The following is a 20,231-nucleotide window of genomic DNA, read 5'->3' on the forward strand; positions in this document are numbered from 1 at the left end:
ACCGACGATTCGGGCATGAACCTGGCCCTTTCGCTCGTGTCATTGAGTATGGTACAGCCTTCTCTTATATGCGAGTCGCTGGCTACTGGCGGGCGGGCTGATACAATCGGCTTTTTGTTTGTTGAGGGGGTAATTATGGATGCGTTGGACGCACTTCATCAGCGCGTTTCTGTCAGTAAGCTCACGGCGCCTGCGCCTGATGCAGAGCAGCGTGAAGCACTATTCAAAGCCGCATTGCGTGCTGCCGATCATGGCCAAATGCGACCATGGCGCTTTTTGGTTGTCGAGGGAGAGGGGTTGGCAGCCCTGGGAGAGCTGTTTTGCGCGGCGGCTGTGAGCGATGACCCTGATCTGGTGCCGGAAGTTCGGGACTCTTACCGTAAAATGCCGTACCGGGCGCCGATGATCATTGTGGTTATTGCCACTTGCCAGGCTAACCCCAAGGTGCCGGAGATTGAGCAGGTGGTTTCCGCTGGTGCCGCAGCACAAAATATGATCACAGCCGCCTACGCCCTCGGGCTTGGCGCCATATGGAAAACGGGTGCCATGGCCTATCATCGCGAAGTGATCCGGGGGCTGGGTTTGCAGGAGAACGAGCAGATCATTGGTTACCTTTATATCGGAACACCGACCAGTCCCTTGGGTAAAGCCAGCCCACGTCCGACGAATGATTATTTTGCAAATTGGCCTGCGCAATAAGATTGCGTTTGATAAATCACTTGTGTACATTAGCGCCCCTTCGAGAAACCCCTCTGGGGCGGTAACGAGCGCGCAGGCGTGCGAGCAGTTGGAGGCAATTCAACTGGGAATGACGCAAAGGTTTTATATGGTGAGGTGTCCGAGTGGCCGAAGGAGCACGCCTGGAAAGTGTGTATATCGCAAGGTATCGAGGGTTCGACTCCCTCCCTCACCGCCACATTAAAAAAGCCCGGCTGGTCCGGGCTTTTTCATTGGCGTCAAACAAAGTGATTAATGTTTGCGCACCTTGTTCAATAACTCGCAGTTCATGGAAGTTATTGAAAAAGATAAGAAAAGTTTTCATCTCTTTTGCAATGAAAAGCTTGACTCCCCTAAATCGGATCACTAATATACGCGCCTCCAAACAACGCACTCGTAGCTCAGCTGGATAGAGTACTCGGCTACGAACCGAGCGGTCGGAGGTTCGAATCCTCCCGAGTGCGCCACCTTACAGTACGATGAAGTCCAATATCGTCCGAGACCCCGCGTAATTGCGGGGTTTTTTGTTTATACTCCGTCCCATAAAGTCCGATAAGATCCCCCAGAAGCTACAGGTTTTTGGGGGTATATCTGGGGGTATATAAAAGGCCCCTGAATCTGGTACCCCCAAGCGTACAGGTGGCGATATGGCACTCACGGATAATCAAGTTAAAAACGCTGCTCCTCGTGAAAAAGCATACAAGATGGGCGACTCAGGCGGTATGCACCTCCTTGTGAAGCCCAATGGCGGAAAATATTGGCGATTAAAATATCGAATTGCTGGGAAAGAGAAACTGATGCCTTTGGGAGTTTATCCTGAGGTAAGTTTGAAAGAAGCGCGGACCAAGTCTGCCGAAGCCAAACTGCTGATCTCCCAAGGGGGTGATCCTATGGTCGAGCGTAAATTGCAAAAGATGCAATTGCATGCCGCACATGAGAATACCTTCGAGTGTCTTGCTAATGCCTGGTTTGCAATTATTTCCCCGAAATGGTCACCTACCCATACCGAGCGAACAAAGAACCTCCTGAAGAACCACTTGTTCCCTTGGCTAGGGCAGCGCCCGATTAGCGAGATAACACCACCTGAACTGCTCTCCGTTTTACATCGCGCCCAGGCACGCGGTTTATTAGAAACTGCAAAAAGGGCCAAGCAGACTGCTAGCCAAGTATTTCGCTACGCTGTGCACGTTGGGAAGCTCACCAGCGACCCAAGCCGTGATTTGGCTGGGGCACTCACTACCCCCAAAGTCACACACTTTTCCGCCCTCACATCGCCGCAAGATGTTGCAGGGCTTTTACTTGCCATAGATGGTTACAAAGGCTCTCCTGCTGTAAAGGCCGCTTTGCAGCTATCTGCGCTGTTATTTCAGCGCCCAGGAGAGATCCGCCAAATGCGCTGGGACCACATTGATTGGGGGTCTGCAGAGTGGCGGTATCTGGTAACCAAAACTGACAAGCAGCACATTGTTCCGTTGGCTAAGCAGTCTTTAACTATCCTGCAGGAGCTGCGCCCCTATACAGAGCGTAGTGTCTATGTCTTTCCCTCTGCCCGTGGTGCCTCTCGCCCAATGTCAGAGAATGCGGTCAGGGTGGCATTGCGGACTATCGGCTACACCAATGAGCAAATGACTCCACATGGTTTTCGGGCAATGGCGCGGACGATTCTCGATGAGCAGCTGGATTTTCCTGCGGAATGGATTGAGCACCAGTTAGCGCACAAGGTTAAAGACCCATTAGGCAATGCGTACAACCGTACTAAGCACTTGAGGCAACGTAAAGAAATGATGCAGGCGTGGGCAGATTATCTAGATGGGCTGCGGCATAGCGGTACTGTTTAGATAAAATTAGGCTTCTGTTGTGCCAGGTGAATCAGAACTTGTCTCGTTAGCCTGTCTGAGTGCAAGCAGATGATGCAAACTTAGAGAGTTATCCGGGCGATTTACGGTTGAAGGCAAGGCTTTACATCGGGGGGATCTGAAATAGCTGCATAACTACATGGTATCCCATTCGAAAGCTTCTCCATTTCTTTATGGTTTGTGAGTACGACGGAATTTATGTCGGCTTATCGCTGATCGTCTGCTTTTTAATGGGTATAGGTTAGTTTCTGGCGTAAGAGAAGTTTTCAGTCATAGTCTCCTTGTGCGGCGCTTATTGCATTTTTTGTTATGACATCATTGATTCTTTGTCGATAGTCGGGTAACGGGGTGGCTGGAGCTGTTTTTTTTCGCTGTTTTTTTTCTGCTTGTAGCTGCTTTTTGTACTCCTTGTCACTTAGGTAGGTCCCATTGATGATGCTTTCTAGTGTCACATTGATTGTTTCACCAAAGCTTGTTGCTAACCTATCAAGATTTCTATGAGTAGAGGCATGGAGCAGAAATGAACAAGGAACTTTTCCTTTAAGTATTTGTTTCTGTTTATATTTTTTTTGACGCCACGCTGCCTGCATACTTTTTAACAGATTATCTCTGTCGTTTCCCTCCTTCTGATGATTTATGACTCTTACGCAATATTCGTAGTCACTTTCGCTCCACTTCCTTGGCAACAATACACCAAATTTATGAAATAAATAGACACATGCCCAATTACACATATCGTCGTTTTCTGGCTCGATGTGCCATTTATTCTTCATAGCTATTACCCATATATTTTAAATATAAAAAAACTATTTATAATCAATAACGTTATTTAGTTATGCATAGCAAGAATCCTTATTAAAAACATACTAACGTTACTAAGTACTTATATCCACAATAAGCAACCATGACATAATGGATATTAATATAAATTAAGTAACGTTATCAATGATAATAACTTCTATCTTTCTGATTTTTAAAGGTAATTAAAAATAAGCAAGGATAATAAATAGAGCAGTTAATTTTTGGAGTTATAAGGGGTTATTTAAGGCTTTCAGGCCAATGCTTTGTAAGCGTGGCAGGGCAAAATTTAAGTAAAAAAATACATAGCTCCCCTATTTCATGACTCAAATATTGGAGGTAGTCATGAGAATCATTCGTTTATCTGAAGTGCTGGCGCGTACCGGTTTAGCCCGTTCGACTGTTTATAAATATGTAGGGGAGGGCAGGTTCCCTAAACCAGTTTCATTGGGAGATAGAGCGGTTGGCTGGGTAGAAAGTGAAGTGCAAGATTGGGTATTGGCTCGAATTGAGGAGCGGGACACGGGGATGCCGTTTTTTGAGCGAGCAATTGCATAGCGAACAGAGGGGCAGAGCCCCTCTGTTTATGCCAATCAGGTGGGGCTGGAGGTCGCCAAGTTTGTAAATTTTGGAACTGCTGATTAGTAGAATAATTACTCAAATAGTGCGGTGATCACGGCAAAATTAGACCCAGGCAGCCGTAGCAAATGTAGGATATTATTAATATAAACAATCAGTGAATCAATTTTAATTAATATTAAATTAATCCAATGAATGGTTAGTTAATAGTCGTTAGCTGAATAGCGAAGCAAGAGTAGTGGGCCGATAAACTTTTACAGCTTCTCCTAAAGATATGGACTAACCAATCTTTAGGAGTATGAAGTGATACAAAGTCCCTCAAACAAACGAGTTCCAAACCAATATCATTTAAAGCTGTTTACTGGCGATAATTATAACGGGCTGCCAGTGCTCCGGTGTCGCGGTGGTTTAGTAGTCGAGTACCTGGATAGATTATATAGCGTCATTCAACACTCTCTTCAGAAGCGCTCAAGGGTTTTAGCGGTTAGGGTAGATCTACACTTTCCCCATTATTATCATCCAATTGAGCAGGAAGCGTTGTCGAACCAATATCTGCAATCATTCGTTAAAGCATTAAGGCATAGGCTTCGGCAATACAGACTCAGTAAGCAGCGTGTAGGGCAGCGAGTACATGATGTTGAGTTTGATTATGTGTGGGCAAGAGAGGTTGGTGATAAAAATGGTAGACCTCATTTCCATCTACTCCTGTTGTTCAATGGCCATGCTTTTCGAGGATTGGGTAGCTTCTCCACTAAGCATGACAGCCTCTATAACAGGATAGGGGAGGCTTGGGCTGATGCATTAGGACTGCATGTTGCGGAGGGAGCTAGTTACGCCCCATTTCCTATTAAGGGCCAATATTCGGTAAATTCTGGTTGCCGGGAACAGTTAGAAGAGTTATTCCTTCGGACTAGTTACCTTACGAAGATAGCAACAAAAGATTTCGATGGTGGGTTTCATGTGTTTGGTGGTAGCAGGGTTTGATATTTTCTCCGCTTGAGCTAATGTATTCCTAGATTGGTCGTCGGGTTGCGGCATTTTATTTATCAGTAAAGGATGGATTTGTCCGCACTCTTGTTAACACCTTATCAGTGCTAATAGATTTCCTGGTAGCTAGCTCCCTGTGCTGCCAGAGCTTCAATGGCCTGCCTTCATAGGTTTCGAAGTTGATCTGCCTCAGATGCTGGTCGACCTTGCCTACGAAGCTCCTCGGCTAAAGCGAGATAGTCATGGGAAGGATCATTGAAGCAAGGCAGTCCCCCAGCACTGGATTAATAAGATCCTGATCACTGCAACCTGTAAATCGCTGCAAGCCATAAGAAGAAGATTTAACGTTCTGTACTCCCTCCTTAGAAGAAAAGCTTGCACAGGAAGAGGATAAGGTTGAAATGGAGCGTAATGTTCTTATTGGACAACTTAAGGTTTAATTACAAGCTAAATTGAAAGGATCTGAACAGTTTAAGCGAGAAGAGATGTTTTCATGAATAACTCATCTTGCGCGGTCAATTCACATATGTTTCGGGACCCATTTAGCGATTCACCTAGTGCTGCATGGGGGGCGTTGACCGGTTGAATCCACAGCACAAAGCGGACATTGAATTTTACTGTGTCCCTAAACTCTATGTTGCAGATGGTATTGTGTTAAAAATGAGAGATAAGGCAAGTGAATCTACAGACCTATTCCTTTCAATAAGCCAAAAGGCTTTTTCCAGAGAGTTATAATCTTATGATCGCAAGGAACGCTTTTGAGTATGCCGTTGATAGGATTTTGAAAAGTCGATGTGTGCCTGTGGTTGGTGCTGGGATATCTACGCTTAGCAAGCATGAACTTGGTTGGGATGTGCACAATGTAAAATGGATGGTTGATAGGCTTGAAAATGAAATTTTTCGATTGCGTTTTAACAGATATGAAAAAGTAAAGCATGGTCCAGTTTGTAAGTGGGGTTGCGATGTCACGCTGGAAAGACTTGGATATAGTTTTGATGATTGGGTTCTGAATAAAACATCCTGTTTTTTCTGTGATGTAAGGCATGCAGCTAAATACTTAAAGTTGGGCAACCTTTCTGAGCTTTATTTGTGGGAGTTTTCTGAGCCGGGCAATGGTTATGTTGAGTTAATACGGTTGCTTAAAATTGAACTGTATCCCGAACTTCTACCGACGCCTGCCCACAAATTCATCGCTAAATTGTCACGTGAGGGTCTGATTAACGAAGTAATAACAACCAATTACGATTGTAACTTTGAAAAGTCGTACGTTGATCTGAGTGGTGGCAGTAACTCCGACGTTATATCCTCTCTCGACGACTACCGTAAGAAAGGTGCGGAGATTGGGGCGATAAAACGATTAAAAGTATTCAAAGTTAATGGATGCGCTGAGCGGCTTAATGATGTGGATTTCGGAAAAAGGTACGAGTCTATACTTCTAACGGAGCGCCAGCTGCAAAAATGGCGGAACAGACAATGGGCCGCTGATGTATTTAGGGATCGGCTGAGAAGTAAGTCCTTGTTGTTTATAGGCTTCGGAAGTGATGAGCCCCAAGTGCATCATACCCTTCAGACGGTTTTGGATGAGTACACTGATGAGCTTGAGGTTAATGATCAAGACGTATTGGCAACTCATTCCGCACCAGTGGTGGCAGTCTTTGACGCATATCCCACTTTTCACCAGCAGCAAATCGTTAATACCTATGCGCTGCACCACAAAAGGAGCCCACAGGAAGGCGATAAACTTATAATTAGAAGCCCTGATAGAGAAAAGAGCCTGTCCGCAGATGAGTTGTGGGAAAAGATTTATGAGCGAGTGGCAAGGGAACTAATTGTAGATGCCTTGAAAACCAGTATTCAGTCAATGAATGCAAGTTTTACTGCAGTATTGCCATTTTCGGAGGTGATTCTTCATCAGCTTATATCAACAATTGAAGGCTCTGCTGAAAATGATTTAGATCACCACACAGCGAATCCCTCTTGGTTACATTCTATAGATGATTTTATTGATGTCGGTAAAGGAGAGGGCAATCCATACTCGATTTTGGCGGCTGGCTTATCCAGGCTAAATGGTAGTCCATCGGGTAAGTATGATCCGATTAATGAAAACAAGGCGCTTATTTCTGAGCTTTCAACCTTGCTTTATTTGTTTGAGGATCGTCTATCTCCCTGTTCGGAAGAGGAACGTGAAGGTGGTTTGGCTCTCTCATTCAAATCATCAGTTAATGGCGAGCCTAGTACTAAACTTCTTTATCTCAATGCAGATCCTTCCTTTGTATCATCCTGTGATGAAGTGAGTGTTCCGCGTGGAAATAACCATTTAGCTCTTGCCCTGGGTCAGTCTGGTTCGCATATTAGGCCAAGTCTGCGAAGGGTTATTAATAAGAATTCTGCAACGGCCTCTATTGCCCCTAAAACAATAGTGACCTTGGGGTGGCAGCACATTTTTTATCAAAAGCCATACGACGGAAACAAAGATACAGTTGTTAATATGATTCTTGATGCTGTTGATTCGCCTACAAATTATTTCTATGCAAATCAGCCGAGCATCAAGCGGCGCACTTACTTACGGGAAGAATAAGAATGGATGCGTTATTGAATATAGAATTTGGAGAACGTGAGCAAGCAAGGAAAGATATTTACCCTGTGTCTGTTCATTGTCATTCCTCCTGCAATCTGGTTGTTTGGAGGGCGGAGTCCGATCCAAAGAAAGAACGGGGAGAAATAAGAAAATACGTTGCTCGCCTGATGGATCGCTTGGCTGATCTGATGCATGACTATCAGAAATTTTCCCCCCTTGTCGCATTGATTGACTTGCAAGTGAAATCCGACTATTGGTTGCAGCTTATGGGTGATCAGGATTGGCACCGTGGCCGATTCGTTCTCCAGGCTGTAAGGACTTTTGAGGGAAAATGTGTTGAGCAAGCAAAGAGCCGTTGGTTGGGGGCGCCCTCAATAAGTGAATACAAACCGAGAAGGATAACAACCGCTGATTTTTCTACTGCCCTGACTAATGCTGTTGAAATGGCTAAGCCACCTAGAGGGATTGAACCGCAGCTATTTACTCGGTACGCAGATCTTTTGAAAGATTCTGTTGCGGGCGGAACGAGTTATGGCGTTGCAGAGAATTGGCAGGAGGAATTGGTTAAAGACATAAATAACCTAATAGGAAAGCCGGTATTGGAGGTGTCATCACTTGGCTAATAGCATCAATACCATCCAGTCAATTGAACTGGAAAATTTCAAAGGTTACCGAAGGTCTGGAGATGGTGTCACTAAGACTATAGATATGACGGTCGATGGACAGCCGGCCGACCTTATCTTGGTAACGGGTAAAAATGGTGTCGGCAAAACGTCTTTGTTAGAAGCAATGGACTGGGTGCTCAATCAGGCTGATGTCGGTGCTGGTGGCTTTTTGACTACTGACAAGAGCCAAGGGGCTGTTTCAGTAAATGGCCGGAGGCTAGAGCTTCAGGGTAAGACTAAAACCGATCATAGAAAGCTTACTACGGTTGCCTCATTTTTCTACCAGGAAAACATAGCTGAGCTAGCTTGCAATGAAATAATTCAATTATTAGAGCCTGAAAACAAACCGGGAGAGGAAATAAAACGTGGCTTGAAGTCGTTACAAATGCGCTTGGAAAGCTGGCAGCGTCAACTCAATAGTCTTAAATATAGAAAAAATTATGAGGAGGAAAGAAAGTTACTTGCGGGAAGAGTTAATGAGCTGGTCGCTAGAATTCCGCAAGAGTTTCCCCTGAGGAAGGAATTAGTCGACAGCACGTTAACTTTAAAGAACGGAAACTTGCAGAATCAATGGGAATCGCAAATACGAAATCTTTCAAATTCCATCGGGGGGATTTCCAATCTGTCCGAACCAGTCGGCTCGCACCTGCCGGACCAGCTAAGCCATATAGGGCATAGTTTATTAGAGTATAGAGGGAAGCCGGTTGATACTTCGGAGAAAGGAAGTGACTCGCCAGCTTTTACAAATGCCTTCTTGTCTACAGTTCAATCATTGCCTGCCGACCTCCCGATAAAGAGATGGTCTACAGGTACAGCGTTTGTTCCTTCTGGCCTAGAAAATACACTATTTGTTGGTTTTGATGGTGATATTTATATAGAGGCAGTTGACGAGCTGGAGAAAAAGCGTTCTGAACTAGCCTCAGATTACCATAGACTCGCTAATCTACAAGGGCAATTGAAGGGTGATGGGCGATCACTTTTAGGCTGGGTTAACGATTTTAGTGAGAATGTTAATAACTGGCTGAGAGTTTGGGATGCTCATCCTGACAGTAAACGCGTTTCGGAGTTGAAGCAAAGGTTGCAGGATCAGTTAGAGGGATTGTCAGATTTGGCAAATGTGCGCTACGCAGAAATCAACGGTCAGATAGAGAACGTCACTAGGGAAGGACAGGCCGTTACGGATAAACTGAACCAGATGAGGCGGTTTCAAGGTGTTGCTAAAGATATTAATGCTCATTCAAAAAAACTTTCACATCTTATAGATAGACCTGCTTTTACCGTCGAAGGGCTGACTGACTATGTTAGTGACTATCTAGAAAAGCTAAAGACTCCCGAAACAACAGGGTTTTCTGCCAGTAATGGAGAGGCAGTAATTCAAGAGCTTGGCAAGGTTTTTTCTGATTGGTCTGCATTAGAGATTCAGAAAGTAGAAGATGATGCCAATTCAACAGACTTGGTTAGTTTAGAGCAAGCAGAGAAAATGATCTCAGACGCACTGGCGATATGTAAACAGGAGTCAAGCGCAAGAAGCCAGTTACTGTCAGTTGTCGGAGTAATACCACAGGTTGAGCTTGAGCAGCTATTAAGCAATATGAATTTGCTTCTAGCAAGCTTCCATTTTCCTGAAGATTTTCTACCCATAGTGCTTGAAAATAATGGCACTGAAAAATCCCCGAAATGGTCGTTTGCGACTAAGTTAGGAGTGAAGTTCGATGACTTGTCGACGGGTCAAAAATCACAGCTAGCTATTTGTTGGACGATCAACCTTAACTTGGCCATGACTAAACAGCTGGGGCATCAAGTTATTGGATTTGATGACTTCACTACATCCCTTGATATGAACCAACTGATTCCCGCCGCTGTACTGCTCCGCAAACTCGCGTATGCCGATGCTAATGATGGTTGGAAGCGGCAGGTTTTTGTTACCAGTCATCACGAAGACCTAACAAACAGGCTTCTTGATTTTCTGCTCCCGCCGCAAGGAAAGTCGATGAAGGTAATTCAGTTTGAAGATTGGAGCCCAGAGTCTGGTCCACAAGTGAAGTGCTATAAGGTAGATATGGGAGAGGTTACATCCAGTGGTCTGGAAGAGGCAATAAAGCGCGTGGTAACTAGTTGTTAGCTTGCGCCATGGCTTCATTTTTTATTTTTAGTCGATGAATAAGAAGACGGGGTCAAGTCTTGCCTTTTGCCTAATGTCCGTTTATGGCAGAGGACTGTATCTGATTTGAAGACCGGATTATAGGAGATTTATTATTGGTTATTACTCCATTAGAGTTAGACACTCAGGGTTTTCTAGGCGCTATTGCATCAAATGCTGGTGATGATTTCCACACTCTTTGGGCGGCCCGTGAGATTCTGCGGCTGCTTGATGCAAATGGCGATGTAACCGCGATCAAAGTTGAAGGTCTTCCACTAGATGAAATTCATGCTCATGTTGGTGAGCATGGCCAAGCAGTAGATATCCACTTGGCCCGCAACACTAAGAACGGGGCAACCAACACCTATCTCCAACTCAAATACTCAGCATCAACTCCAAAAGAAGGATGGAGCTGGTCACGATTGCTCACTCGCAGAGCGAAAACCAAGCCCTTAAGTAGTGTTCTAGGGAAGCTCGCAGGATTGATGAAGGCTGTTGGATTTAAAGGTGATTTTGCCATCGTTACTAATCAACCCTTGTCCACCACAGTGGCTGACGATGTCGCGCGGCTGATTAGTAATGGCAGTAAACCTATCCCTGAAGATGCAGAATTATTTAATACCCTAACCAAGGCACTCAGGCTCACTCCCAAACAGCTAATAACTTTCCTGAAGACGTGGGATACAACGGGCTTTTCTTCAGTTTCAAGGCTGATTTTAGAAAGTGAAGTTATTCAACGCCTTGCCGGTATGTCCGACGCTGACGCTCGCGATGATGCCAATCTTTTGCAACGGAAGGTATCCACTTTGATGCTTCCTGAGAACAGGAACCATCCGGCGATAACGCGAGAAACTCTGTTAATTTGGCTGGGCGTTGGCAGCACAAATATCTTATTTCCAGCCCCACCCCATATCAAGCCAGCACAGCCATATTTGCGTCGAACGTTAATTGATCGCCTCAGTGAGAAACTCAACTCTTTTCAATCAAAACCTTTGCGTATACATGCAGGTGGTGGGTGCGGAAAAACAAGCCTGATTTCCGATCTGACCTCCGTTCTACCTTCAGGCTCTGAATTATTCATTTACGATTGTTATGGTGGAGGTTTGTTTTTAGCCTCTGATCAAAAACGTCACCTATCTGAGCAAGCATTTACGCAACTTGGTAACGAATTCGCGGTTCGCCTCAAAACTCCTTTTGTAATACGGCGACAGGGTAGTATTGATATTTTCGAAGCATTTCGAAACCGCGTTTTGATCGCTGCCGATCTCGTGAAATTTCGTAACCCAGATGCAAAGTTGGTGTTGTGCTTTGATGCTGTTGATAATGCAAAAACTGGCGCTCGACATTGGCAAGAGCATTGTTTCCTTGATGTTTTGACCCAGGCATCAAGCTGGCCGACCAATGTTCGTATCGTGGTCAGTTGTCGGACTTCACGACGAGAAGAAGTAGGAGAAAAGAATCTATATGATGACTTTGAGATTCCGAGTTTCGATGTCGATGAGGTTCGCAAGCTTGTAGCCCTATGGCACCCAGAATGGAATCCCGAATTAGCAGCGACATTTGAAAATTTAACATGGGGCAATCCTCGACGTATTGTATACGCGATTGAGGGCCTGCCAAATGATGGCGCTGCGCGTGCGATTGAGCGTCTGATTCCGAGAGCTGAGGGTATAAATCCATTATTTGAACAGCGCGTCGCCGAAGCCGGTAAGCATTTGGGTTCCACCGAGAAGGTCTGGCAGGTTCTCGATGCATTGTCTCGCCTACCTCGTCCTGTTCCCGCGCAAACGCTCGCAACGCTAACAAGCCTGGCTCCGGCGGATATTCATGATATAGCTGCGGATGTAGGCGGCATTATTGAACGAGAGGAGGGATGGTCCTTTCATGATGAGGACTTTGAGGCTTTTGTAATTGAGCGCCCCGACAATAATGGAAATATCGTTCTTGATCGCGGTGCTGATTTGCTCTTGGAAATCCGCCGTAGTGATAGGTACGCCGCCACAAATGTTGCCGAAGTACTAGTAGCCTCCAATCGCCTTAATGAACTTTATGATTTGGTTACCAAAGAGGAAAAACCATCTGAAGTCCTAACTTCGCTTGAGGCTCAGTTTGTCTGGTCCCGAAATCTTGCTCTTGCGATTCGTTGTTGCCGAACGGCCTCGGATATAACAAATGCTTGTAGTTTACTTATCACTTCGGCCGATGCAATTAGACGGGCCAAGCTCCTAGAGGATTTGATTGTCAAAAATTTAGATTTGTCAGTGCAATTTGCGGCAGATGAAGCAAATAGGCTCGTAATGGTAGGACAGGATCATAAAGCCAAGCGCCCGAGCTTAAGAATTGAGCTTGCCTCTCAAGCAGCACAGAATCTCCCCGAGACCGCAAAAATGCACCTTCAATGGTGGCATGGTTATCTTGACGACTTGCGGCATAACCAGAGTCGCAACGACTTCAAAGTGTCAGCAACCGATATCGCATCCGAATATGCCACTTATACGACATTGTTTGGTGAGAAGGCAGCTCTCCATCATCTTTTCGCTTGGCGACCAAAACCCGCTCTACTTTCCGTATTTAGCATACTTGCAGCGCAAGCTGCAGGACGCAATATCCAAACATTGCTCAATGTGATCGATTCCCGAAAGTGGTCACCCTTTGCGCTCGCACCATTTATGGCCGCAGCTCTGTTGGCTGGTGCAAAAATGAGTGACCCTGTGATGGTTAATGCGTTATCGCGTTTAGCAAAAGCAACTAGAGCCAGGTGGAACAAACCTATTGAAATGGGCATTTCGAATTCGACGATTCTGGATTGGCATGAAGCTGTACTTCTGATTTGTGAGCGCTCCGTTATTTATGATGAGTTCAAGCCCCTCATTTCAAATATTCTTGAGCGCGCATTTCCAAAACCTGAGTTCATTGAAGCGCATCATCTTTATCGGCTACGCTCGGCTGGTGCGAGACAAGCGCGAGCCTACGCACTACGCGAACTAATATCTGGGATAGTTATTCCTGTAGAAAAATGGTTGCCGCCAAAGCGCGAAGAACCGCGCAACGAAGAGCGCTTGGCACGACGACAGGAGAAATCTACAGAGGCTCGTTGGAATGAATCGCTCGCGGATGCAATAAACGCATTTTCGCGGTTCGTTGAGGCTGGCCGGGTTAACTTAGCTGCTGTTACGAACAAATCAGTTGTGTCATGGCCAAAGCTTGCCAACGTGCTGGATATATCCAGAAGCTTTAATCGGTCAGTTGAGAGGGACTCTGACCAAGCGTTTTTTCTCATACGGCAACATCTTGTGCATGTAGGCATTGATGGGGGAGATGTGACAACATTGATACCCTTAATGCGTAAAGTATTACAAAACTGGCGGGCAGATGACACTAAAACTGCTCATCATCTGGCAAGAACACTGACATTGTTACCAAGTGCGCGCGATGCTGTATTAACACTTTTGACAGAGCTTGTAAGTAAAATCGAAAACGCTTCTCTCGCTGCCTCAGATCGTGTCGAATTGTTAACTGAGAATACCCGGATTGCACTACCACTTGATCCTGCTCTCGCAGAATGGTTTTTCAATAAGGCAGTCGAGGCAACTGGGTCTGTTGACTACGAAGCAAGGAATGCACTTGCAGCTGCAGGGGCTATCGCAAGAACTGGCCTCACAGGTAGCCATGCTGAACGAACCGTGTACGCCGCTCGGCTCGGGGATGCCGCCGGCGCAGTTGTAGAATCGCTTGGTCTCGCAGGTGACTTCGATTGGGGAGAGGTGGTTGGCTGGATTACTGCGGCAAGCCTTCCTATGGGTTTGGTTGCTGCTGCACGATGGCATGATCGTGGAATTGTCCCATTTGATTACAGCTTGCCAAATGTCACAGCGACCGACACAACAATGTCGCTCGCTCAGAGAGTAGCTCTCAGATTGTTAGCTTCTGATGGTTCTGTTGATGCGGCTGCAATAGTTGATGATAGAACGCTGCTTCCAAATTGGGTGGTCGAACCACTATTGAAAGCAAAGTTATGTGAAGGCGATATCGAAGCTTTTATTTCTGAATTTGATGTGCTGGAGAACAACTCTGCACATGATGCTAAACCTGCTATTGAAGCAGCCAGATTACATCGTGACACTTTCCAGCAATGGCTCGATGCTGTTGGGGCACAACAAGGATCTACTGACGTAACGCAAGACGCTCCTGATGAGAATCTGACCGCCACTCTTCGGACCTCAGATGAGATACGTTTGGCATTAGAAACAGGATCTGGAGAATACGGACCAAATGCTTATCAGTTTTGTCAGGTAGCAAAAAAACTTGCAAGCATCTCGCTTAGAGTAGCCTTTCTCAATATCGCAGTTGAGCTTGACAAAAAGCGAGGGGAATTTGGTGAAGCTATGCTCGAAATCCTCAGTCATTGGACGAGTTACCCTCCGGTAACCGAGTGGATGCGTACGCAATTTCCATTCTATATCGCTGGCTCGTTACCTCATTTATTTCGCTGGAATTACAGCGAGACCGATACACTCGATGAAGTACTTAAGTTGACTGGTCTTAGCGCTGCTGAACAAGCAAATGTCCTTCTTTCTGGAATTGAGCAGCATAGGAGTCGAATCTCTGCGGATCTTCTCTACACCTTAACTGGCATGATTGCAGCGCGTACCCCGGATGAAGATCGCGCAGGATTATTCGATGCACTCTTACTAAGGGTTGAGAGCCGCACATCACACTCTCCACGTGTTCACCTCATCGGTATCACACCACCTCAAGATATCATCGATAGCGTTGCACGTTGTTTGTTTGGAGCAATGGGAGATATGGATCGCCGGGTGCGCTGGCGAGCAAGCCACTCCGCATTAATACTGATGCGAGGAAATGATCCTGCATGGGATAGGTTAGTAGCTTGTTTGGCTAAAACTGAAGAGCCCGTATTTGCTGGCGCACCCTTTTATCACTATGCGGCTCGTGAGCAACTTTTGATTGTTTTACTACGCGCAGCCGCAGAAAGCGCACTAGACGTTGCTCGCTATGCGCCTCTTGTTTTGGAAACGATTCGGACTGACTCTCACGTAATTATTAGGGAATTGGGACGTTCGGTGCTTATGGCACTTGAAGAGGCTAAAGTATGGCTCCCCTCTGAAGAAGACTACATTTTTGTGGAGCAACTTAATCGAAGTCAGCTAGATCCAATCGAGCCTGAAAATTCCAACTGGCTAAGCAAAAGGCAAGACAGGAGTGAACAACGTAAGTACCACTTCGACAGCACCGACGCTATACCTTACTGGTATTATCCTATTTCGCGATTGTTCGGAATGGGCATGGATGACTTTCTAGATCGACTTGAAACGTGGGTTCATGACAAATGGGGTTATGGCGAAACTGCGACTCATTGGGACCAAGAGCCACGTCTCGATCGCTTGAATGGTCAGCATGAGTACACGTCACGCCGACATGGTTCACTCTCAACTATCGAGAGACTGAGTCACTATGTGGAATGGCAAGCCATGATGTGCGCTGTGGGTGAATTGATTGCCGAAGTACCGCTGACAACTTCGGTCGACGAGGTCAACGCTGCGCTGGATGAATGGATAGATCGTAATTTACCAACTATATCGCCACATTGGCTAAGCGATTTGCGGACAGCTCCTCCTCTCGAATCCCGCTTCTGGGGAATAGATCCAATAGATCTTTCTGAACAGTATGACAAAGTCGAAGATAGGGAAGTGCAAACACTGGCATGGAGTAAAACGCTCGTGCCTGCCGATTTCGATTTAGAAATCAATGGGGTCAACGAATTAGTGGTGGCTGCAGATTTCGAAGTTCGGTGGAATCATGCCATCCACAGTGTTCAAGTTCATTCTGCTTTAGTCTCACCCTCAACTGCAAAAGCACTTGCTCAAGCGCTCGCCAATACCCGTGATCGCTGGGACTTTGCTTTACCGAATGGCTCGTACGGACACGATATTGACATCCCGGGATTTCAACTTGAACCATGGTTACATGAGATTGCGCGCGAAACAAAAGCTGACGATTTTGATGTTCGTCGCGGCGCAGTTTTTGGAATACCGGTAAAACCTATCGAAGTTACAGAAAATGAGGAGCGCGTGTTTAATGTAACTTGTAGCTCTTGGAAATCAACATCAGACGAATACAAAATAAATTTTTCACAATGGGGCAGCGACAATAGTACAAATGGTTACGGCTGGCGCGCAACATCTGATCAAGCATTCATTGCCAATCTACTTCGCAAAAAAAATAGAAGTTTGATCCTTCTCGTTGAGATTTCACGTAAATTGAAAGATGAGGATGTCTATAATAATCGACCTAAATGGTTACTTTATGTATTCGATGCAAACGGAGTACTGACTCGATATGAACGAGAACGGCGGAGTCTTGGCCGGGTTCTGGTGCGGCGTGAGGGGATCGAAGACAGTGTTGACACTCTCGGACGTTGGATGCTTCATCGCATCGCTGAATTGGACCAACAACGCAAGACAGCCGACCAACAATCCAGTGAAATACTCAGCAATGAAATAGAGAAGCTCTGTATTGCGTTTCAGCAGCACAACGGTAATGCGTTTTAAGCTACACCTGCGTGGGTACAGGTTACATAAACTTGCGTCAAATGATGGCTATAATCAAAATGATGTATGTCCGCTTTTAGCCGTCATGCGAAGTAATGGATATTGGGCTCCGGCGCAAGTAAGGTAAGATCACTTCCGCGCCCACTGCAGACATTCACCTCCATAAAAGCCGCTCATCTGTGAGAGGAAGCCGGTAATTTCTGGTCCGCTAAGGGCTGTAGGAATATTTTTAAAAGTGCGGGCGTTGCGCAAGTAATTCAAGCCACCAACATTCTGCTTTACGACTTGCCGATAGAGATAGACGATAGCATTTAGGGCCTGATTCTGAGTGGCGCACGAGACGTGCTTGTTGACTGCCAGATAATTGAGAAATTGTTCGATGTGGGAGTGGTTTAGGTCTTTGGGGGTTTGCAATTGATGGAAATGGATGTAGTAGCGTACCCAGTACAGGTAGGTCTTTTCGGTATTCTGACTATAGTGCTTCCGTCTCAAATCGATTCGCATTTGCTCCAATAGTTTTGGGTTTTTTTGTGAGTCCGTATATTGTTCCATAGGTTTTATCCGCAGTTGGCTAAGTTATTGAGCGGAAGGGAAAATACCGAAAAGAGCATCAAAATGAAAAAGGCGGACCATTTGGTCCGCCTTTTGCGAAACGTTAAATATTAAAAAGTTAGTAACGAGTTGAACAACAGGGTAAAGTTTATTCAGAAAAAGCGTCGTATAGAAACTAATATGCGGACCAGAAGGTCCGCACTATTTAACTGTTATAGCTTAATTCGATGAAAACTATTGTAGCTCTACTATTAGTGTTTTCTTTGACCGGTTGTTATCCGGTATATAAGACATTGCAGCCAAGATCGCACATTTTGGTTTTGGATGAATCTGGGGCGCCGATTCAAGGAGCCGTTGTCGTTCTGGTGGCGAATGCCTATCCATATGGTCATGAAAAAACCAGAATGGAAGTCGTAACAAATTCTAAAGGTGAGGCTCGATTTCCTAGTTCTAAGGAATGGCGAATGGAAGTTATGGTTATGCACGGAATGGAAATATACTATTGGAACTGGTGCGTTACTAAAGAAGGGTACGAAACATACATTACACGTGATGGTAATGCTAAAGATTTTGATCGCAAGCCTACGGTAATATTAAGCGAAGGGGACAGTACAAAATGCCCTGTTCAACTTTACTAGCACGTTATAAAAAACAGCTCAATCCGACCTTCACTGCGTTGCTCGTTTTGTGATTTTCCGCTACGCTCGCACAAAACAATCAACTCCGTTTCGGCGGCTTAGCTGGCGTTAAACATTTTGAGCATGGAGAAAAAATGAAAAGGTATTATTTTGTGCAGCCATGGGAAAAACTTCAGGACGGCGCTCATCAATCCGTAGTTGAGTTTTCGATACAAAGAGCGCAAAAGCTAGGTATTGGGCTTGTTATATGTGTTCACAATCTAAGCAGCTGTGAGCAATTTCTTAAAAAGTGTTTCCCTGGGACGCAAGCTAAGAAGTTGTTGCGCAGGGAAGAAATTTCAAGAAATGGTATAAAAGTCAAATTAGAGTCTCTTCAAACTATAAAAGCTAACTATCATTTTCCTGATGCTAAAGTGTACTTGGCTTTGTTTCCGTCTTCCGATCTAATGGCCAGAATTGAAGCCATTACTTCAAAAAAGGCAATTGTAGTTTTTAGTGAAACCTTGAACTCAGAGCACTTGGTTGAGTGGTGTAAAGAACACAATGCAAAAGAACTTACCTTGCAGTAATTGTATAACAAGCGACTGTGGTAAAAAATCAATACCTGCGACGCAAATTTAGTTAATTTGCCACTCGCAATAATCCCGCGCCATGGCATTTAAAATAGTCACCATTTTTCGCATACAAGCGGTAAGCGCAACTTTCTTGTGCTTACCCTGTTCAACAAGCTTCTTGTAAAATTTCTTCATTACTGGGCTGCACTGAATTGCGCATGACATGGACATGTACAGCACTGTGCGGATCGTTGCTCGCCCGCCTTTGATTCTGCGTCGCCCCTTCATGATGCCACTATCCCGATTAAAAGGGGCTAATCCACAGAGTGAAGCAATCTAACGTGGCGATAGCTGACCCAGCTCAGCCTTGAGCTTTACCAAACTGGCGCACCTGGGTTGGTTGTACGATGATGACTGGTAGTTCTCTTTCTGCGCAGTCTTCAATTAGGCTTCGTTCATAACCACCGGTTGCCTCAGCCAAAATGCGTGATAACCTGTAACGTGAAAGTTTTTTCAGCAGTTCTCGAATTCCTCCTGGTGTGTTGGGGTATTGCAAATAAATATCGAGTTCAAAAATGCAGACATCCAGCATGCTTTTACCGATATCGATTCCTACATTTCTTTCACTACGATCAATGTGTGTGGCGGTAGTTGTATTCATAACTCACCCTTGCTACATTCGGGCTTGGAGCCCATTTTACTGTTCGAGTTAAAAGTAGAATCAGCAAGGTGGCCACGCTTGTTAACGGGCTCGGTTGCTTGGGGCCAGTGCTTACCGGGCTACCTTGCTGAATACCTGTTGGCGCAGGTATGGGCTCCACCTTATCGCTTTATGAATGTAATGGAAATTGTCGAAATCAATCATACAAAGCGCTCCACCGGACAAGCCGGTGAGAGCGGCGCTAGGTTATGATATCCAAAAATTATATTATTAATTGTTTTTAAATTTACCCAAAACCCTTTAAAACAATGGATTTATAAGTATTTAACTTTTACTTTAAAAACACTGTAAATAACTTTTGACCAATATCGGTCGAATAACTATTTTAGGTATAATTAAAATGTCAAAGTTAAAACATGCAAGGTATGATTTTTTTATTTCTTGGGATAATCCAATACCAGCTAATTCATCTAAAATGCTTAGCAGCTTAAAAAAGCATGGTAAAGTTAAAAATGTAAGTATAAAAACTGCGGTAACTCTTAGGGTTAATGCTAGTGCTAGTTGGCGAGAAATAAGAAATACAATTAAGTTAAACCTTAATAAAAAAAATGGTAAAGCCGTCTACGTTAATGCAAAAACAAATAAAACTTTTCAAATTGACGCTAAAAAATGTTTTCATTGGAAAGAAGTAAAATAAAAGTCTAAGAAGGCGCAGTAACACGCCGTTACGCGGCTCGACAGTTTGTAATGTGTGCCGAGAGTAAATAGTAATATCGCGTAGTGATATTACTATTTACGTAACTTTGCAAGAGATGGTGGTAGGCCCACCGCATTCGCTTTGCAGTAAGAGAGTGTAAACCACTTCAAGTGGCATAGATTAAGAGTCTCTGTCGGAACGTTGAAGAAAAGTCGGAAATAAATTCGGCAGGTAAGA

The 20,231-nt window shown here is 45.0% G+C and carries 15 protein-coding genes and 2 tRNA genes; 13 read left to right on the forward strand and 4 right to left on the reverse strand.

Features of this window, described 5'->3' with window-relative positions:
- Positions 1-15: 15 nt before the first annotated feature.
- The 4 genes from CBR65_RS00650 (at position 16) to CBR65_RS00665 (ending at position 2,555) form a co-directional block, all read left to right on the forward strand.
- The gene (locus tag CBR65_RS00650) at positions 16-699 is read left to right on the forward strand and encodes a nitroreductase family protein (protein WP_232461292.1); all 684 of its coding nucleotides are present in this window, start codon (positions 16-18) and stop codon (positions 697-699) included.
- 129 nt (positions 700-828) lie between these two features.
- A tRNA-Ser gene (locus CBR65_RS00655) sits at positions 829-916 on the forward strand.
- A 191-nt stretch (positions 917-1,107) separates the two neighbouring features.
- A tRNA-Arg gene (locus tag CBR65_RS00660) sits at positions 1,108-1,184 on the forward strand.
- A gap of 180 nt (positions 1,185-1,364) precedes the next feature.
- Entirely contained in the window at positions 1,365-2,555 is a 1,191-nt protein-coding gene (locus CBR65_RS00665) for an integrase arm-type DNA-binding domain-containing protein (protein WP_087465071.1), read from the forward strand.
- 284 nt (positions 2,556-2,839) lie between these two features.
- Here the strand turns inward: CBR65_RS00665 and CBR65_RS00670 are convergent, their stop codons facing one another.
- On the reverse strand, positions 2,840-3,346 hold the full coding sequence (locus CBR65_RS00670) for a hypothetical protein (RefSeq protein WP_087465072.1): 507 nt from the start codon (positions 3,344-3,346) through the stop codon (positions 2,840-2,842).
- A 370-nt stretch (positions 3,347-3,716) separates the two neighbouring features.
- Between CBR65_RS00670 and CBR65_RS00675 the strand changes: the two genes are divergently transcribed.
- The 6 genes from CBR65_RS00675 (at position 3,717) to CBR65_RS00700 (ending at position 16,892) form a co-directional block, all read left to right on the forward strand.
- Positions 3,717-3,929, forward strand: a complete 213-nt coding sequence (locus CBR65_RS00675) for an AlpA family transcriptional regulator (protein WP_087465073.1) — start codon at positions 3,717-3,719, stop codon at positions 3,927-3,929.
- 408 nt (positions 3,930-4,337) lie between these two features.
- Positions 4,338-4,934, forward strand: a complete 597-nt coding sequence (locus CBR65_RS22650) for an inovirus Gp2 family protein (protein WP_369825671.1) — start codon at positions 4,338-4,340, stop codon at positions 4,932-4,934.
- A 799-nt stretch (positions 4,935-5,733) separates the two neighbouring features.
- Positions 5,734-7,515 carry an SIR2 family protein gene (locus CBR65_RS00685; protein ID WP_198300845.1) on the forward strand — a complete coding sequence of 594 codons (1,782 nt, stop codon included), beginning with the start codon at positions 5,734-5,736 and terminating at the stop codon, positions 7,513-7,515.
- A gap of 2 nt (positions 7,516-7,517) precedes the next feature.
- Positions 7,518-8,138, forward strand: coding sequence for a hypothetical protein (locus tag CBR65_RS00690; RefSeq protein ID WP_087465076.1), 621 nt, complete (start codon positions 7,518-7,520; stop codon positions 8,136-8,138).
- Positions 8,131-10,302 carry an AAA family ATPase gene (locus CBR65_RS00695; protein ID WP_087465077.1) on the forward strand — a complete coding sequence of 724 codons (2,172 nt, stop codon included), beginning with the start codon at positions 8,131-8,133 and terminating at the stop codon, positions 10,300-10,302. The genes CBR65_RS00690 and CBR65_RS00695 overlap by 8 nt, the downstream gene beginning before the upstream one ends.
- A 134-nt stretch (positions 10,303-10,436) precedes the next feature.
- Complete coding sequence (locus CBR65_RS00700) at positions 10,437-16,892, forward strand: hypothetical protein (RefSeq protein WP_087465078.1); 6,456 nt, start codon at positions 10,437-10,439, stop codon at positions 16,890-16,892.
- Positions 16,893-17,021: 129 nt separating this feature from the next.
- Here the strand turns inward: CBR65_RS00700 and CBR65_RS00705 are convergent, their stop codons facing one another.
- Entirely contained in the window at positions 17,022-17,444 is a 423-nt protein-coding gene (locus tag CBR65_RS00705; RefSeq protein WP_087465079.1) for a site-specific integrase, read from the reverse strand.
- A 227-nt stretch (positions 17,445-17,671) separates the two neighbouring features.
- Here CBR65_RS00705 and CBR65_RS21950 point away from each other — a divergent pair, with 227 nt between their 5' ends.
- Together CBR65_RS21950 and CBR65_RS00710 are read left to right on the forward strand one after the other, a co-directional pair.
- On the forward strand, positions 17,672-18,082 hold the full coding sequence (locus tag CBR65_RS21950; RefSeq protein WP_157671931.1) for a carboxypeptidase-like regulatory domain-containing protein: 411 nt from the start codon (positions 17,672-17,674) through the stop codon (positions 18,080-18,082).
- A 134-nt stretch (positions 18,083-18,216) separates the two neighbouring features.
- Entirely contained in the window at positions 18,217-18,651 is a 435-nt protein-coding gene (locus CBR65_RS00710) for a hypothetical protein (protein WP_087465080.1), read from the forward strand.
- 48 nt (positions 18,652-18,699) lie between these two features.
- On the opposite strand, the gene CBR65_RS22655 is transcribed toward CBR65_RS00710, so the two are convergent.
- Together CBR65_RS22655 and CBR65_RS22660 are read right to left on the reverse strand one after the other, a co-directional pair.
- On the reverse strand, positions 18,700-18,924 hold the full coding sequence (locus CBR65_RS22655; RefSeq protein WP_369825634.1) for a hypothetical protein: 225 nt from the start codon (positions 18,922-18,924) through the stop codon (positions 18,700-18,702).
- A gap of 73 nt (positions 18,925-18,997) precedes the next feature.
- Positions 18,998-19,297, reverse strand: coding sequence for a transposase (locus CBR65_RS22660; RefSeq protein ID WP_369825635.1), 300 nt, complete (start codon positions 19,295-19,297; stop codon positions 18,998-19,000).
- Positions 19,298-19,697: 400 nt separating this feature from the next.
- Between CBR65_RS22660 and CBR65_RS00720 the strand changes: the two genes are divergently transcribed.
- Complete coding sequence (locus CBR65_RS00720) at positions 19,698-19,994, forward strand: hypothetical protein (RefSeq protein ID WP_087465081.1); 297 nt, start codon at positions 19,698-19,700, stop codon at positions 19,992-19,994.
- Positions 19,995-20,231 lie beyond the last annotated feature (237 nt).

This window comes from Cellvibrio sp. PSBB006 (genome assembly GCF_002162135.1).
Taxonomy (GTDB): domain Bacteria; phylum Pseudomonadota; class Gammaproteobacteria; order Pseudomonadales; family Cellvibrionaceae; genus Cellvibrio.